Source organism: Bacillus sp. R86525, from assembly GCF_042466195.1.
Lineage (GTDB): Bacteria > Bacillota > Bacilli > Bacillales > Bacillaceae_G > Bacillus_A > Bacillus_A nitratireducens.
Window position 1 is genome coordinate 275,099 of the sequence record NZ_JAXHPX010000007.1, and the last position, 16,426, is coordinate 291,524.

Annotated in this window: 22 protein-coding genes; 20 read left to right on the forward strand and 2 right to left on the reverse strand. The window is 38.0% G+C overall.

The window, feature by feature from the left end; all coding sequences use genetic code 11:
* Nucleotides 1-58 precede the first annotated feature (58 nt).
* Nucleotides 59-337 (forward strand): DUF3935 domain-containing protein, encoded by a 279-nt coding sequence (locus SJY24_RS03755; protein ID WP_000197479.1) that lies wholly within the window; start codon nt 59-61, stop codon nt 335-337.
* Between the two features lie 190 nt (nt 338-527).
* Here SJY24_RS03755 and SJY24_RS03760 read toward each other — a convergent pair whose 3' ends face one another.
* Together SJY24_RS03760 and SJY24_RS03765 are read right to left on the reverse strand one after the other, a co-directional pair.
* Nucleotides 528-1,139, reverse strand: a complete 612-nt coding sequence (locus SJY24_RS03760; RefSeq protein WP_377863791.1) for a flavin reductase family protein — start codon at nt 1,137-1,139, stop codon at nt 528-530.
* A 179-nt stretch (nt 1,140-1,318) separates the two neighbouring features.
* The gene (locus tag SJY24_RS03765; protein WP_377863792.1) at nt 1,319-1,705 is read right to left on the reverse strand and encodes a DoxX family protein; all 387 of its coding nucleotides are present in this window, start codon (nt 1,703-1,705) and stop codon (nt 1,319-1,321) included.
* A 387-nt stretch (nt 1,706-2,092) separates the two neighbouring features.
* Between SJY24_RS03765 and SJY24_RS03770 the strand changes: the two genes are divergently transcribed.
* The 19 genes from SJY24_RS03770 (at nt 2,093) to SJY24_RS03860 (ending at nt 16,399) form a co-directional block, all read left to right on the forward strand.
* Nucleotides 2,093-2,590, forward strand: a complete 498-nt coding sequence (locus tag SJY24_RS03770; protein WP_002016294.1) for a PTS sugar transporter subunit IIA — start codon at nt 2,093-2,095, stop codon at nt 2,588-2,590.
* Nucleotides 2,591-2,905: 315 nt separating this feature from the next.
* Nucleotides 2,906-3,346 (forward strand): low molecular weight protein arginine phosphatase, encoded by a 441-nt coding sequence (locus SJY24_RS03775; protein WP_377863793.1) that lies wholly within the window; start codon nt 2,906-2,908, stop codon nt 3,344-3,346.
* Nucleotides 3,347-3,442: 96 nt separating this feature from the next.
* Nucleotides 3,443-3,886 (forward strand): ribose 5-phosphate isomerase B, encoded by a 444-nt coding sequence (rpiB, locus tag SJY24_RS03780; RefSeq protein WP_000869917.1) that lies wholly within the window; start codon nt 3,443-3,445, stop codon nt 3,884-3,886.
* 66 nt (nt 3,887-3,952) lie between these two features.
* A complete protein-coding gene (locus SJY24_RS03785; RefSeq protein ID WP_002130064.1) occupies nt 3,953-4,525 on the forward strand; it encodes a TIGR01440 family protein in 573 nt (190 codons plus the stop codon).
* A 253-nt stretch (nt 4,526-4,778) separates the two neighbouring features.
* Entirely contained in the window at nt 4,779-6,020 is a 1,242-nt protein-coding gene (glyA, locus tag SJY24_RS03790) for a serine hydroxymethyltransferase (protein ID WP_141535361.1), read from the forward strand.
* A 272-nt stretch (nt 6,021-6,292) separates the two neighbouring features.
* Entirely contained in the window at nt 6,293-6,922 is a 630-nt protein-coding gene (upp, locus tag SJY24_RS03795; protein WP_000517539.1) for a uracil phosphoribosyltransferase, read from the forward strand.
* A 375-nt stretch (nt 6,923-7,297) separates the two neighbouring features.
* Nucleotides 7,298-7,411 carry a DUF4024 domain-containing protein gene (locus tag SJY24_RS03800; RefSeq protein ID WP_033712414.1) on the forward strand — a complete coding sequence of 38 codons (114 nt, stop codon included), beginning with the start codon at nt 7,298-7,300 and terminating at the stop codon, nt 7,409-7,411.
* 26 nt (nt 7,412-7,437) lie between these two features.
* Nucleotides 7,438-7,662: an AtpZ/AtpI family protein gene (locus SJY24_RS03805; RefSeq protein WP_001171218.1), complete on the forward strand. Its 225-nt coding sequence runs from the start codon at nt 7,438-7,440 to the stop codon at nt 7,660-7,662.
* A complete protein-coding gene (locus SJY24_RS03810) occupies nt 7,662-8,054 on the forward strand; it encodes an ATP synthase subunit I (RefSeq protein WP_000567600.1) in 393 nt (130 codons plus the stop codon). The genes SJY24_RS03805 and SJY24_RS03810 overlap by 1 nt, the downstream gene beginning before the upstream one ends.
* A gap of 7 nt (nt 8,055-8,061) precedes the next feature.
* Nucleotides 8,062-8,781 (forward strand): F0F1 ATP synthase subunit A, encoded by a 720-nt coding sequence (gene atpB / locus SJY24_RS03815; RefSeq protein WP_061680019.1) that lies wholly within the window; start codon nt 8,062-8,064, stop codon nt 8,779-8,781.
* Nucleotides 8,782-8,837: 56 nt separating this feature from the next.
* On the forward strand, nt 8,838-9,056 hold the full coding sequence (atpE, locus tag SJY24_RS03820; protein WP_000052064.1) for a F0F1 ATP synthase subunit C: 219 nt from the start codon (nt 8,838-8,840) through the stop codon (nt 9,054-9,056).
* A 128-nt stretch (nt 9,057-9,184) separates the two neighbouring features.
* Complete coding sequence (atpF, locus tag SJY24_RS03825) at nt 9,185-9,691, forward strand: F0F1 ATP synthase subunit B (protein WP_212088650.1); 507 nt, start codon at nt 9,185-9,187, stop codon at nt 9,689-9,691.
* Entirely contained in the window at nt 9,688-10,230 is a 543-nt protein-coding gene (atpH, locus tag SJY24_RS03830) for a F0F1 ATP synthase subunit delta (protein ID WP_090813717.1), read from the forward strand. Before atpF ends, atpH begins: the two co-directional genes overlap by 4 nt.
* A gap of 11 nt (nt 10,231-10,241) precedes the next feature.
* Nucleotides 10,242-11,750, forward strand: a complete 1,509-nt coding sequence (gene atpA / locus SJY24_RS03835; RefSeq protein ID WP_000027511.1) for a F0F1 ATP synthase subunit alpha — start codon at nt 10,242-10,244, stop codon at nt 11,748-11,750.
* A gap of 210 nt (nt 11,751-11,960) precedes the next feature.
* Entirely contained in the window at nt 11,961-12,821 is an 861-nt protein-coding gene (gene atpG, locus SJY24_RS03840; RefSeq protein ID WP_002034912.1) for a F0F1 ATP synthase subunit gamma, read from the forward strand.
* A 118-nt stretch (nt 12,822-12,939) separates the two neighbouring features.
* A complete protein-coding gene (atpD, locus tag SJY24_RS03845; protein ID WP_377863794.1) occupies nt 12,940-14,349 on the forward strand; it encodes a F0F1 ATP synthase subunit beta in 1,410 nt (469 codons plus the stop codon).
* 20 nt (nt 14,350-14,369) lie between these two features.
* Nucleotides 14,370-14,771 (forward strand): F0F1 ATP synthase subunit epsilon, encoded by a 402-nt coding sequence (gene atpC, locus SJY24_RS03850; RefSeq protein ID WP_000847207.1) that lies wholly within the window; start codon nt 14,370-14,372, stop codon nt 14,769-14,771.
* A 144-nt stretch (nt 14,772-14,915) separates the two neighbouring features.
* Nucleotides 14,916-15,701: a DUF975 family protein gene (locus tag SJY24_RS03855; protein ID WP_377863795.1), complete on the forward strand. Its 786-nt coding sequence runs from the start codon at nt 14,916-14,918 to the stop codon at nt 15,699-15,701.
* A 44-nt stretch (nt 15,702-15,745) separates the two neighbouring features.
* The gene (locus tag SJY24_RS03860) at nt 15,746-16,399 is read left to right on the forward strand and encodes a DUF975 family protein (RefSeq protein WP_377863796.1); all 654 of its coding nucleotides are present in this window, start codon (nt 15,746-15,748) and stop codon (nt 16,397-16,399) included.
* The last annotated feature ends 27 nt before the right edge of the window (nt 16,400-16,426 follow it).

Below are 16,426 nucleotides of genomic sequence, written 5' to 3' on the forward strand. Positions count from 1 at the left end.
TTTGTTTGTACCATATTGATCGCACTAAAAAATTACAAATATAGAAAGGATGAGATGGATGACGAGATTGAAGCAAGTTTTTGGTATTATTATTAGTTTTTTTGTTTTTTGGTTTAGTATGCTCGGTGTACAAATGTTTGCTGAGTTTTTAGATATTGAGTCATTGAAATTTGTTGCGGGGAAAACGGAGGCAGCGCGTACTTTTTATTCTCCGTACCCGTTTTTAATTGTTTTCCTTATTACATTGCTTTCCTTATACTTCTTTGTAATAAAGCTTGGTAAATCTAAAAAAGAGAAATTACCTGCATTAGAAGAGAAGAAGGAAGAATTACAGTGAAAAAATCCCCCGCTTTTAGCGGGGGATTTTATGTTTGAGTGCTGGAAGTGAGCGGGCCACTTCCGCTTTTAGATGTATCCAGCTCCGGCGGCTAGAATGGTCGGTGGCTTCGCGTCTTCCTGCGAGGCAAAAAGTGCCTCTACGTCAGAAGCTCCATCCTCCTCCCATTCTGAACGAGCCGCTTCCGCCTTTAAATGGGCCTTACTAATTCAAATTGTTCTCCTAGTTTTGCGTAGTTGTGACCTGCTAGGCGGCTTACTGGTTTTAGTTCTTCGGCGTGAATTCGGCCGTTTTCGTATAAGTGTTCTGCGACGTGGAAGCGAACGACGCGGCCAATTAGTAGGTCGCAAGCTGGTGAGTCTTCAGTTCCGCCGAGCGGGATAGCGCGTTCTAATACGCATTCCATTCGAATGTTGGCTTCTTTCACCCCTGGTACTGAAATGACATCACTGTCGATTGGTGTTAGTTTTGCCAATTCGATTTCACTTTCATTAGGAGGTAGGTTGGCCGCTGTTTCGTTAATTGCTTCTACGTAAGATTCATCAGAAATATGTACGACAAATTCCCCTTTTTCGATTGCGTTTCGGGAAGTGTCTTTTGGTTTTCCTTCTTTTCGTTGTACTGAAACCGAGATAAGTGGTGGATTGGCAGCGACGATATTGAAATAACTATATGGTGCACCGTTCAATACACCATCTTTAGTTACAGAAGTAACGAATGCGACAGGGCGTGGAATGATACTTCCTGTAAGTAATTTATAATTATCTTTTTCGGTTTGTTCGTTTGGATTAATGGATAACATGTTGTAATCCCCTTTCTAAATATGAATACTTATTGTTTGTTTACAAGATACTAGTGGGAAACTCCTGCTGAAAAAATATTTTTTTGACGTTTTTTGTATCGCTACGTAAAAAAGGCCTACTTCAAATTTTACTGAAGTAAGCCTTTTTTGAATAGGTATCTCAAATCCGAGATAAATGATTAAAGTAAAACGTAAGCACCAGGGCCAATTAAAGCTACACCAACAGCGACAGCGATTAACATTAAATTATATTCAAATCCGTCTTGTGTTACCCAGTAACCATTTTTTCCGTGAACAGTGAAGATTGCCATTAACATTGTTCCGACGATAAATAATGAACCAATTGTAATGAAAATACCTGATGCAAATAAGAAACCACCTAATAATTCAGTTGCGCCAGCCATAAATGCCATGAATACACCAGGGCGTAACCCGATTGATTCCATCCAGCCACCTGTTCCTTTTAAGCCATAACCGCCGAACCAACCGAATAATTTTTGAGCACCATGACCCATGAATGTAATACCTATAATAAGGCGAATAATAAGAAGACCGATATCCATCATTTTAAAAAACCTCCTAAAAGTTATTAACTTATCTTATGTAAGTAATAATAAAATAGTTACTTACTTAAGTCAAGTGGATTTTAACAAAAATTTGAAAGAAATTTTACAAATTAACAACAAAAAACAAAATGTAGTAAAGACCTCTAGACAAGTAAGTGAAAAAAGGAGAAAATATAAGTAGAAGTTAACTTCTTATTGTTATTCAGACAATCAGAATTGACTGGAATTTTGTGAGGCGCTACAATAAGAGTCTAGTAGTAATGGCATAATTTATTTCGAAAGCGTTTTTACAGTATAACATTCGAAGTATGAAGTCTTACGTGTATTTCGATCTTGAATAGAGATTGCCCTATAAACTTTTAGGTAAATTATAAGGAGGACTATCCTATGTTTAAAAAATTATTCGGTTTTGGTTCAAAAACAAATGAAGAAACAATCGTAGCTCCATTAACTGGAGCAGTGAAAAATATTGAAGAAGTACCAGATCCAGTATTCGCTGGTCGTATGATGGGTGATGGTGTTGCAATCGATCCTACTGAAGGTGTAGTTGTATCTCCAGTTGATGGTGAAATCGTACAATTATTCCACACGAAACATGCTATTGGAATTAAAGCGAAAAACGGTACAGAAATTTTAATCCACGTTGGATTAGAAACTGTAAAAATGGAAGGTGAAGGTTTCGAAGCTCACGTTTCTGAAGGACAAGCTGTAAAAGCTGGAGATAAATTAATCTCATTCGACTTAGAATTAATTCGTGAAAAAGCGAAAAGCACAATTACTCCAATCGTTATTACAAACACAGATGCAGCTGAGTCTATTAAGACAACTGTAGGTGTAACAGCTACAAAAGGTTCAACAGAAGTAATGAAAGTTACAATGAAATAATTATTGTATGAAAGGAATCTGTTTCGTATGAAATGGATTCCTTATTTTTTTTGTAGTGCGTTCATCATGTATGGAAAAATACTTTGGGCACTTGGAAATAGGGTTTCACATATATGTGGATAAGGCGCATTTTTCTTAGAAAAAATATAAGAGAAATGCGCCTTTCATATATTCACATTTCTTTTGTTCTATTCTAATGTACGCTATGATAAAGTGAAACTTTAATCAGTGGAGGGGGCTGTTCATCCCCCTCCGATTATTAGCCTTCACCAATCGGGGATAAATGGTAGGAAATAGAAAAAGGGGTGGGTTTAGATGAAACGAGTGTTATTTGTTTGCACTGGAAATACATGCCGTAGTCCGATGGCTGAGGCTTTGCTTCGTCATTACGGAGAAGGTAAATTTGAAGTGCAATCTGCTGGTGTTTTCGCCTATCCTGGAAGCGATGCGTCGGTACATGCAAAGGAAGCTTTAGCTGAAAAAGGAATTGCAATCGATCATGCCGCGCAGCAGGTAAATGAAACTTTGGTTGATTGGGCGGATATTGTAGTAACAATGACGGAAAACCATAAGCAAATTGTACTTGGGCATTATCCGAGTGTTGAAAAGAAATTGGATACATTATATGGATTAATTGAGGGTATAAGTAAGGATATTTCAGATCCATTTGGCGGATCGCTTTCTATTTATAAAGAAACGCTAGAAGAGATGGAAAAACTTGTACAAACTTTCCTGAAAAAACATTCAGAAGGTTGATGTTTCGTGTATAATACGATATTGGAGATCACTTCGTTCCATTAAGGAAGCGAGTGTGAAATGAAGATAATTGATTGAAACTCTGGAGGGGTAAAAATGAAAGTAGTAGTAGCATCTGATCACGGCGGTATGAATATCCGTAAAGAACTTGTAAGTTTATTAGAAGAATTAAATATTGAATATATTGATTTAGGTTGTGAATGTGAAGCTGGTTCTGTTGATTACCCTGATTTTGCGTTTCCAGCAGCAGAAATGGTCGCAAATGGGGAAGTAGATCGTGGTATTTTAGTTTGCGGGACAGGCATTGGTATGTCAATCGCGGCAAACAAAGTAAACGGTATTCGTTGTGCGTTAGTTCATGATACTTTCAGTGCGAAAGCGACGAGAGAGCATAATGACACTAACATGCTAGCGATGGGCGAGCGTGTAATTGGGGCTGGTCTAGCGCGTGATATCGCAAAAATTTGGTTAACAACTGACTATGAAGGTGGCCGTCACGAAAACCGCGTAGGAAAAATTAAAACGTACGAAACAAAGTAATAGATTCTAACTATAAGTAGTATGAAATATAATTTGGTGAACCAACCTGTGAAAGGAAGAGGCGTAATGACAGAAATCGTAAAGGTAAGAGAACAGCTACAAATGTCGCTTTCTGATTTCCAAGAACAAGCCACGCTGCAAAGTGGTCAAATTTTTGTAGTGGGGTGCAGCACGAGCGAAGTGCTAGGTGAAAGAATTGGAACATCAGGAACGATGGAAGTGGCAGAGGCGATTTTTTCTGAATTAAAGCAATTTCAAGAACGAACAGGTATTGAATTGGCGTTTCAATGTTGCGAGCATTTAAATCGTGCTTTAGTAGTTGAGAGAGATGTAGCGATGAAATATCAATTTGAAATTGTAACAGTTACGCCTGTTAGATCAGCAGGTGGTGCATTAGCGACGTATGCGTATCACAATTTTAAAGATCCGGTAGTAATTGAGTTTATTAAAGCAGATGCAGGAATGGATATCGGTGATACATTTATCGGTATGCATTTAAAACATGTAGCTGTTCCGGTTCGTACAAGTGTGAAGGAAATAGGAAGTGCGCATGTAACGATGGCGAAAACACGTGGAAAACTAATAGGTGGAGCACGTGCTGTTTATGCGGCAAATGAAGAAGCTATTCCTTGCCGTTAAACGTGAAAAATTATAAAGTCGCATAATAGCTTTATATCGAAAGATAAAAGGTATGTAGTCTGACTTTATAATAGAAGAAAGAAAAGACCGATTTCGGTCTTTTTTTTTCTTTTATGATATAGAAAGTCATGTTAGAATGTAGTTGAAAACATGAAGGTTCGAAAGAATTACAACCTGAATTTTCGTTTTTTCTGAATAAATGAGAAAAAACTATTGGGAATCGATGTAATTCGTTCAGAAAAGGGGGATTTTGGTGGATCATTTAAAACGTCAAGATGAAAAGGTATTTGCTGCAATTGAGGCAGAACTAGGAAGACAGCGTTCAAAGATTGAGTTAATTGCTTCGGAAAACTTCGTAAGTGAAGCGGTAATGGAAGCGCAAGGTTCTGTTTTAACGAATAAGTATGCTGAAGGATATCCTGGAAAACGTTACTATGGTGGCTGTGAGCACGTAGACGTAGTGGAAGATATCGCACGTGATCGCGCGAAAGAAATTTTTGGTGCAGAGCATGTAAATGTTCAACCACATTCTGGTGCACAAGCGAACATGGCAGTATACTTCACAATTTTAGAGCAAGGCGATACAGTACTTGGTATGAATTTATCCCATGGTGGTCACTTAACACACGGAAGCCCTGTTAACTTCAGTGGAGTACAATATAATTTCGTAGAATATGGCGTGGATGCTGAATCTCACCGTATTAATTACGATGATGTATTAGCAAAAGCGAAAGAACATAAACCAAAATTAATCGTTGCAGGTGCAAGTGCATATCCTCGTGTTATCGATTTCAAACGATTCCGTGAGATTGCAGATGAAGTGGGTGCATACTTTATGGTTGATATGGCACATATCGCTGGTTTAGTAGCTGCTGGCTTACATCCAAACCCAGTACCACATGCACATTTCGTTACAACGACAACACATAAAACATTACGTGGTCCACGTGGTGGTATGATTTTATGTGAAGAGCAATTTGCAAAACAAATTGATAAATCAATCTTCCCTGGTATCCAAGGTGGTCCACTTATGCACGTAATTGCTGCAAAAGCTGTTGCATTTGGTGAGACACTACAAGATGAGTTTAAAACATATGCACAAAATATCATTAATAATGCGAACCGCTTAGCTGAAGGTCTTCAAAAAGAAGGACTTACACTTGTTTCTGGTGGAACAGACAATCATTTAATCTTGATTGATGTTCGTAACTTAGAAATTACAGGTAAAGTAGCAGAGCACGTATTAGATGAAGTTGGTATTACAGTGAACAAAAATACAATTCCATTTGAAACAGCAAGCCCATTTGTAACAAGCGGCGTACGTATCGGTACAGCAGCTGTAACATCTCGTGGTTTCGGTTTAGAAGAAATGGATGAAATTGCGGCACTTATTGCTTATACATTAAAAAATCATGAGAATGAAGCTGCATTAGAAGAAGCAAGTAAGCGTGTAGAAGCGTTAACGAGCAAATTCCCAATGTATACAAATCTATAATAGATTGAAAAAGACTGCTGAAACGTAATTGTTTTAGTAGTCTTTTTTTTGGACATATATTGTTTTTAAAGTATGTATACAAATGATGAATAAATTTTGGCGATATAATGAAGGATACACCTCCCATAATTGGTAAAGATACTAGATAGATTCATCACAAAATCATGATTTTGCCAAATTTGCCCTTGAATATTAGTAGCGTTTTCTTTACAATCGTAAATAGTGTAAAAAAGCGTGTAAACGCATGAATATCATCTAAAGGAGAGATTCACATGGGAAAACTGTATGTATTTGATCACCCGTTAATTCAACATAAGATTACATATATTCGCGATAAGAATACAGGTACGAAAGATTTTCGTGAATTAGTGGACGAAGTAGCAAGCTTAATGGCTTTCGAAATTACTCGCGACCTTCCACTTAAAGACATTGAAATTGAAACGCCTGTAAGCAAGGCGACAACAAAAGTGATCGCTGGTAAAAAACTTGGTTTAATTCCGATTTTACGTGCAGGTTTAGGAATGGTTGATGGAATTCTGAAATTAATTCCAGCAGCAAAAGTAGGACACGTTGGTTTATATCGTGACCCTAAAACATTGCAACCGGTAGAATACTATGTGAAACTTCCAACGGATGTAGAAGAGCGTGACTTTATCGTACTAGATCCAATGCTAGCAACAGGTGGTTCTGCAGCTGAAGCAATTAATTCTCTGAAAAAGCGCGGTGCAAAGCAAATTAAATTAATGTGTATCGTAGCTGCTCCAGAAGGAGTAAAAGTAGTACAAGAAGAGCATCCTGATGTTGATATTTATGTAGCGGCATTAGATGAGAAGCTAAATGACCATGGTTATGTAGTTCCAGGTCTTGGTGATGCTGGTGACCGTTTATTCGGAACGAAGTAAGACAACAGACGAGAGGGGAGTCCCCGCTCGTCTTTTTTTTCGCCCTGAGTGTGCGGGGGAGGGGGAGATAAATATACAGGGTGTATACAACATATGTTGTATACACATCACATATAATATAGAAGTCTTACGTCTTGGGAACACTATATTATGGAAGGAAAGCGCTATATCTTAAAAATATAATAGTGACAAACTTGTGAACATTTTCTTCTATTATAAAGAGAAAACTGTTAGAAATTGCATATCTCTAACCAGTATTTAGAAGGGGAACGTTTTCATTTTTGGGAGGAAATGACTAATACTCAAATTTTTTGATTTTTTACGATTTCTCGTTGACACTGTTAATACCCTATTGTATGCTAACAACGGGGATAGATGGTAGGGCTTTCAGTGACAAAAATACATCTATTCCGTGACGAAAATGTAAACTTTTTATTTTGTATAGAATTTATGCAGAAAAATGAGTTATTATTAACACATCGTGAATGAGGGTTACATATTGGAGGGATGAATCCTTGCAAAAAAACGATCGCAGCCATATAAAAGCATATGCTTTAATGTCAGGAATTCTTGCTCAGTTAGTCGGTTCTATTCTTATTGGAATCTTTGGTGGGCAATGGATTGATAATAAGGTTGGAACGTTTCCATTGTTTCTTATTATAGGGTTATTACTCGGTTTAGGAACAGGGATATACGCAATGATTCGACTCATTCGACATTACTATTCGGGAGAGCAATGATGATAGACGTACATGGACTTGTCCAAAGACAAAAGAAATATATGTACTACTTGCTTGCGCTTCTAGTGCTAGGATGGGGATTTACCTCTTACAAGGATGTATTTCTTGGGCTGATTATCGGAACGATTTTCAGTTTTCTTAGTTTGCGCATCATTGCACGTAGAACAGACAAGCTATTAGATCGCGTGACAAATGGAGAAAACGTGAAGTTTAAGGCAACAGCGGTAAGTACATATTCAAGATTTGCCACGATTGGGTTATTAATTTTATTTGCAGCCAAATATCAAGAGTTAATTGCGATGTGGGGCCTAGGTGTAGGATTGCTGACAGGATACCTTGTCATGATCATAGATTTTCTTTATTTAGAGTATAAGAGCAGGGAAGAGAGGTGAATTACTAGTGGAACACGGTAAATTAGTTGAATTTCTAGGTTTAACGTTCGATTTGTCATCAGTTATGATGGTTACTGTAGCAGCAGTTATTGTTTTCTTAATCGCTGTTATCGGAACTCGCAGTTTAGCTCTTCGCCCAACAGGAATGCAAAATTTCATGGAATGGGTATTTGACTTCGTGAAAGGGATTATCAATAGTACGATGGACTGGAAAACAGGTGGACGTTTCTTAACGCTTGGCGTTACGCTTATCATGTTTATCATCGTATCGAACTTCCTTGGTTTACCATTCATGTATTCAACAGTTGAGGCTGGCGAACATATTGCATGGTGGAGATCACCAACGTCTGATCCAGCAGTTACATTAACATTAGCCGTGATGGTAGTTACCCTCACCCATTATTATGGAATTAAGATGAAGGGTACGAAAGAATACGTTAAAGGTTATTTCCAACCAATGAAATTCTTATTCCCATTAAAGGTTATTGAGGAGTTTGCTAACACATTAACGTTAGGTCTTCGTTTATTCGGTAACATTTATGCAGGTGAGATCTTATTAGGATTACTTGCTAAGTTAGGCGGAGCATCATTCCTTGGAGCATTAGGTGCACTTGTACCGATGTTAGCATGGATGGGATTCAGCGTATTCGTTGGATCAATCCAGTCATTTATTTTCGTTATGTTAACGATGGTTTATATGGCTCATAAAGTAAGTCATGACCATTAATATAATTTAAGTAAGAAAAAATTTATTTTTTTATAATACAAAGGAGGACAAATTAAATGAGTTTAGGTGTAATCGCAGCTGCAATTGCAATTGGTTTATCAGCATTAGGTGCAGGTATTGGTAACGGTCTTATCGTATCACGTACAATCGAAGGTGTTGCTCGTCAACCAGAATTAAAAGGCGCACTTCAAACAATTATGTTCATCGGGGTTGCTTTAGTTGAGGCACTTCCAATCATAGGTGTAGTTATTGCTTTCATCGTAATGAACAAATAAGGGAGACTCCCCTTACATAGATGGCGAAGAGTGTTTTATGAACTTTCTTCGCCATTGCTTTATGAACGAAACGTATGTCTTTTTTTTTCATATGATCAATTTAGATATTTTGAAGGGAGTGAATCCTTGTGCCAACTTTATTATTAGGGGCTGCCATTCCATTTGGAACGATTGCTTATACATTGTTCATTTTCTTACTTCTATTAGTAATGCTACGCAAATTTGCGTGGGGTCCTTTAATGGGAATTATGAAAGAACGTGAAGAGCATGTTACTAATGAAATCGACGCTGCAGAAAGAAGTAACACTGAAGCGAAGAAATTAGTAGAAGAACAACGTGAAATGTTAAAACAATCGCGTGTTGAAGCACAAGAGTTAATCGAAAGAGCGAAAAAACAAGCTGTAGATCAAAAAGATGTTATTGTTGCTGCTGCGAAAGAAGAAGCAGAATCAATTAAAGCATCTGCTGTACAAGAAATTCAACGCGAAAAAGAGCAAGCGATTGCTGCTTTACAAGAACAAGTCGCTTCTTTATCTGTTCAAATTGCTTCTAAAGTAATTGAAAAAGAATTAAAAGAAGAAGATCAAGTGAAGTTAATTCGCGATTATATTAAAGAAGTAGGAGAAGCGCGATGAGCAATGGGATTGTAGCAAAACGTTATGCTGTCGCTCTTTTTAAAATTGCAAAAGAAAAACACGTATTAGAAATGTTTGAAGAGGAATTACGCCTTGTACAAAACGTTTATGTAAAGAACGGAGAACTACATAGCTTTTTAACGCAACCGAACATTTCAAAAGAGCAGAAGAAAACGTTTCTTGCAAACGTATTCGGATCTGTTTCTGAGTCTATTTTAAATACGTTATATATTTTAATTGATAACAAGCGTATTGATATCTTACCTGAAATTGCAGATGAATATGTTGTTCTTGCTAATGAAGAACGTAACGTAGCGGATGCAACTGTATATTCTATTCGTCTTCTATCTGAAGAAGAGAAGCTTAACGTTGCAGAAGCATTTGCAAAGAGAACAGGAAAAGATGCAATTCGCGTGAAAAATGTTGTAGATGAAGATTTACTAGGCGGCATTAAAGTACGTATTGGAAATCGCATTTATGACGGAAGTTTACAAGGAAAATTAGCACGTATTCAACGTGAATTAATGAAGAATAGATAGGGGTGAAGCACATGAGCATCAGAGCTGAAGAAATTAGCGCACTGATAAAGCAACAAATCGAGAACTATCAGTCTGAAATCGAAGTTAGTGATGTTGGTACAGTTATCCAGGTCGGTGACGGTATCGCGCGTGCTCATGGTCTTGATAACGTTATGGCTGGTGAACTTGTAGAGTTCTCTAACGGCGTTATGGGGCTAGCACAAAACTTAGAAGAAAACAACGTAGGTATCATTATCTTAGGACCTTACACAGAAATCCGTGAAGGTGACGAAGTTCGTCGTACTGGTCGCATCATGCAAGTACCAGTAGGAAAAGAACTAATCGGTCGTGTTGTAAACCCATTAGGTCAACCAGTTGATGGTTTAGGCCCAATCAATACAACAAACACTCGTCCAATCGAAAGTCCAGCACCAGGTGTAATGGATCGTAAATCTGTTCATGAGCCACTTCAAACAGGTATTAAAGCGATCGATGCTCTTGTACCAATTGGCCGTGGTCAACGTGAGTTAATCATTGGTGACCGCCAAACAGGTAAAACAGCAGTTGCACTTGATACAATCATTAACCAAAAAGATGAAGATATGATTTGTATCTATGTAGCTATCGGACAAAAAGAATCAACTGTACGTAACGTAGTAGAAACACTACGTAAGCACGGTGCATTAGATTACACAATCGTTGTAACTGCATCAGCTTCTCAACCAGCTCCATTATTATACTTAGCTGCTTATGCTGGTGTAACAATGGGTGAAGAGTTCATGTACAATGGTAAACACGTATTAGTAGTATATGATGACTTATCAAAACAAGCAGCGGCTTACCGTGAGCTTTCATTACTATTACGTCGTCCTCCAGGTCGTGAAGCATATCCAGGGGATGTATTCTACCTACATTCTCGCTTATTAGAGCGTGCAGCAAAATTAAGTGATGCAAGAGGCGGCGGTTCTTTAACTGCACTACCTTTCATCGAAACACAAGCAGGGGACGTATCAGCTTACATCCCAACAAACGTAATCTCGATTACGGATGGACAAATCTTCTTACAATCTGACCTATTCTTCTCTGGCGTACGTCCAGCGATCGATGCGGGTACTTCTGTATCTCGTGTAGGTGGATCTGCTCAGATTAAAGCGATGAGTAAAGTATCAGGTACACTTCGTCTTGACCTTGCATCTTACCGTGAGTTAGAAGCGTTCGCTCAGTTCGGTTCTGACCTTGATAAAGCAACACAAGCGAAACTAAACCGTGGTGCTCGTACAGTTGAGGTATTAAAACAAGGATTACACAAACCGTTACGTGTAGAGAAACAAGTTATCATTCTTTACGCTTTAACACGTGGATTCCTAGATGATATCCCAGTAGTAGATATCACTCGTTTCGAAGAAGAATTCCATGCTTGGTTAGATTCAAATGCAACTGACTTATTAGAAGAAATCCGCACAACTAAGAAACTTGCGGATGACGACAAATTTGCAGCAGCTATTAATGGATTTAAAAAAGTATTCGTAGCTTCTGAATAATAAAAGCGTAAGCGGCTCGTTCAGGCTGCTGGAGCTAGATAATATATAAAGGCACCTCAAGTATTGAGATTGCTGACGGTTATGTAAAGGAAAAGAGTAGGTGCACCTATTCTTTTCCTTCAATCATGAGCAAGAATATCTTGCAACCTAGATTAGGAAGAGGATTCTTACTAATCGTGCCAACTTCCGGAAAAAAGGTGGTGAAAACCTGTGGCATCTTTACGCGATATAAAAGCGAAGATTACCTCGACAAAGAAAACGAGTCAAATTACGAAAGCGATGGAGATGGTATCTGCATCTAAGTTAAACCGTGCAGAGCAAAATGCTAAATCTTTCGTTCCGTATATGGAAAAGATTCAAGAAGTAGTAGCGAGCATTGCGCAAGGGAGTAAAGGAATTAATCATCCAATGCTAAATGCGCGTCCTGTAAAGCGTACAGGATACATCGTTATTACATCTGATCGCGGACTAGCAGGTGGTTATAACAGTAACGTATTACGTACGGTAAGTAACGTAGTTCGTGAACGTCATAATATGGATTCAAACCAATATTCAATTATTGTGCTTGGACGACTAGGACGTGATTATTTAAAACGTCGCGGCTTTAACATCATTGATGAAGTAGTTGGATTATCTGACCACCCATCATTTACTGATATTAAAGATCTTGCTTCTCGAGCAATTGCGATGTTCGCAGACGGTGCTTATGATGAGCTGTACATTTACTACAATCATTATGTAAGTAAAATTTCACAAGAAGTAACGGAAAATAAAATTTTACCGCTTACTGATGTGGCGTCTAACAAACCGACGACAGCTTATGAATTCGAACCTTCTGAAGAAGAAATTTTAAAAGTATTATTGCCACAATACGCAGAAAGCTTAGTGTACGGTGCATTACTAGACGGTAAAGCAAGTGAGCACGCAGCGCGTATGACAGCAATGAAGAGTGCTACAGACAACGCAATGGAAGTTATCGATTCACTTACACTTTCATTCAACCGTGCGCGTCAGGCAGCGATTACGCAAGAGATTACGGAAATCGTTGGTGGAGCAGCAGCGTTAGAATAGTAATAAAAAGCGGAAGCGGCTCTTTTAGGAGATTCGCGTAAGCTATAAACTAATAAAAATTAAAAGCCGACTTCTCTTAGAAAGCTGGCTAATTAAAAGAAAGCTAGGAGGGAACCCGATGAATAAAGGGCGCGTTACGCAAATCATGGGTCCGGTTGTAGACGTTAAGTTTGATGGCGGAAAGCTACCAGAAATCTACAACGCCCTTACGGTAAAACAAAGCAACGAAAACGGAGCAGGCATTAACTTAACATTTGAAGTTGCACTTCATTTAGGTGATGACACAGTTCGTACAGTTGCAATGTCTTCCACAGATGGACTTGTTCGTGGCACAGAAGTAGAAGATACTGGTAAAGCAATCTCTGTACCAGTTGGTGATGTAACACTTGGTCGTGTATTCAACGTATTAGGTGATGCAATTGACTTAGATGGTGAAGTTCCTGCCGATGTACGTCGTGATCCAATTCACCGTCAAGCACCTGCATTCGAAGAATTATCTACTAAAGTAGAAATTCTTGAAACTGGTATTAAAGTAGTAGACTTACTTGCTCCTTACATTAAGGGTGGTAAAATCGGTCTATTCGGTGGTGCCGGTGTAGGTAAAACAGTATTAATTCAGGAATTAATTAACAACATCGCACAAGAACACGGTGGTATCTCTGTATTCGCTGGTGTAGGTGAGCGTACTCGTGAGGGTAACGACTTATATCATGAAATGAGCGATTCTGGCGTAATTAAGAAAACTGCGATGGTATTCGGACAAATGAACGAGCCACCTGGAGCACGTCAACGTGTTGCATTAACAGGTTTAACAATGGCTGAACATTTCCGTGATGAGCAAGGACAAGACGTACTATTGTTCATCGATAACATCTTCCGTTTCACGCAAGCAGGTTCTGAAGTATCTGCCCTTCTTGGTCGTATGCCATCTGCGGTAGGTTACCAGCCAACACTTGCAACAGAAATGGGTCAATTACAAGAGCGTATTACATCTACAAATAAAGGATCTATCACGTCTATCCAAGCGGTATATGTACCAGCCGATGACTATACGGATCCAGCACCAGCTACAACGTTCGCTCACTTAGATGCAACAACAAACTTAGAGCGTCGTTTAACACAAATGGGTATTTACCCAGCCGTAGATCCATTAGCATCTACATCTCGTGCACTTTCTCCAGAAATCGTAGGAGAAGAGCATTATGAAGTAGCTCGTCAAGTACAGCAAACTTTACAACGTTATAAAGAGCTTCAAGATATCATCGCTATCTTAGGTATGGATGAGTTATCTGAAGAAGATAAGTTAGTTGTACATCGTGCTCGTCGTATTCAGTTCTTCTTATCTCAAAACTTCCACGTAGCTGAGCAGTTTACAGGTCAAAAAGGTTCTTACGTACCTGTAAAAAATACAGTTAGTGGTTTCAAAGAAATTCTAGAAGGAAAATATGATGACCTTCCAGAAGATGCATTCCGTCTTGTAGGTGGCATTGAAGAAGTTATTGAAAACGCGAAGAAAATGATGGCGTAAGGCCTTAGGAGGGACGAAGTATGAAGACATTTCCAGTCAGTATTGTAACTCCTGATGGACCGGTTTACGAAAAAGAAGTAGAAATGGTAAGTGTAAAAGCAGAGAGTGGGGAAATGGGGATCTTACCAGGTCACATTCCAACTGTTGCACCATTAAAAATTAGTGCAGTTCGTCTGAAACATGGTGGACACACTGATTATGTAGCAGTAAGCGGTGGCTTTATCGAAGTTCGTCCAGATAAAGTAACTGTATTATCATCATCTGCTGAAGAAGCAAACCATATCGATATCCATCGTGCAAATGAGTCGAAGCGTCGCGCTGAGCAACGTATGCAAGATAAACAAGCTCATGTTGACTTTAGACGTGCAGAAATGGCACTACAACGTGCTGTGAACCGTTTAAACGTTTCCGATATGAAGTAAAAAAAACCGTAAAGGCTTTGCCTTTACGGTTTTTTTTTATAAATGATAGTTCATGAATAATTTTACAAAAATGGTATAATTATATTGGTATTTGTATAAGTAGAGAATGTACAACAATTTATATTTCATAAAGGAGACGAATCAATGATCGGTGAAATGAAACGAGGAGCATTGTACTCTTTAAAGGGAAATTGGGGACTAGGTGTTGGATCAACGATTTTATATTTTATTTTAAGTTATGTTGTTTCAATGGCTGCAATGCTTATACTTTTAATTCCAGGAATTATTATATTTTTATTATTTGCTGGTTTAACAGGCTCACTTGAAGAGGGAACAATATCAATCGGGGCAGGTATTACATTTGGGATTTTTTATTGTATAATGATCATTTTGAGTAATGCATCTAACGGTATTACATCGTACGGTTATACGAATGTGTTGCTACAAATTAGTAAACGAGACGATGCAAAAGTAGATCACTTATTCGAAGGATTTCGTGGTTTTAAAAGAATGATGAAAACAATGTGGGCAATGCTTGCGATTTTGTTATATACAGGTATGTGGATTCCGATGTTGTTACTGGGTTTATTCGCGCTTTTTGGTGAAGAAGGGAATACGTCGTTTGCAATTGCTTTCTTCGTATTATTAGCTATTTCAATTGTCGGCATGATTGTGATGTATTTTTCTTATGCGATGACGTATTATGTTATGATTGAAAATCCAGATTATAGCGTTTCACAGGCGATGAAAGAAAGTAAGAACCTTATGAGGGGACATAAACTAGATTTATTTCTTTTATGGCTTAGTTTCATAGGATGGGCTATCTTAGCGATTTTTACTCTTGGAATAGGATTTCTTTGGCTTAGTCCATATGTAGGTACAACGACAGCGCATTTTTATCGCTATATTGCAAAAGGTGAATTGCAGTAGGGACGTGCTATACTAATAGAGTTATTACGTATAGGAGGAAGAATATGATTAGTGATTTAAAAGGAGAAGCGCTAGATTCATTAGAAGGGAAATGGGGATTAGCTGTCGGGGCAACATTACTGATTTCGATTCTTATTTCAGCTTTTAGTTTTAGTATTGATTTCATTTTCTCTCAATTTTGGGATTGGAAAGAAGTAAATAACTCACTTTCAGTAGATGTTATTACAATATTGATGGTAGGTCCATTAACGCTAGGTGGTTATTATTTAGCGCTGCATATCATTCGTGAAAAAGAAGCACGTATTGGGCATATATTCAGATGGTTTACAGAAGGAAGTAAGTTTATAAAGTCATTTTTATTATATATAGTAGTGAACATTTATATTTTCTTATGGTGCTTACTATTTATTATTCCAGGTATTATTAAATCATTTTCTTATGCAATGACGTACTTTATTATAAATGATCATCCTGAGTATTCCATAAATCAAGCTATTACAGAAAGCCGTCGTATGATGGATGGACATAAAATGGAGTATTTCATTTTATGTTTAAGCTTTATTGGTTGGTTTATATTAAGTTGTATTACATTAGGGATTGGATTTTTATGGTTAATTCCATATTTTTATACGACGTCAGCAGCTTTTTACGAAGAGATTGCAGAAGAACATTACGAGAAAAAAATTCCGACACTATAAAGTGAAACTTTAAATAGCGGGATAAAA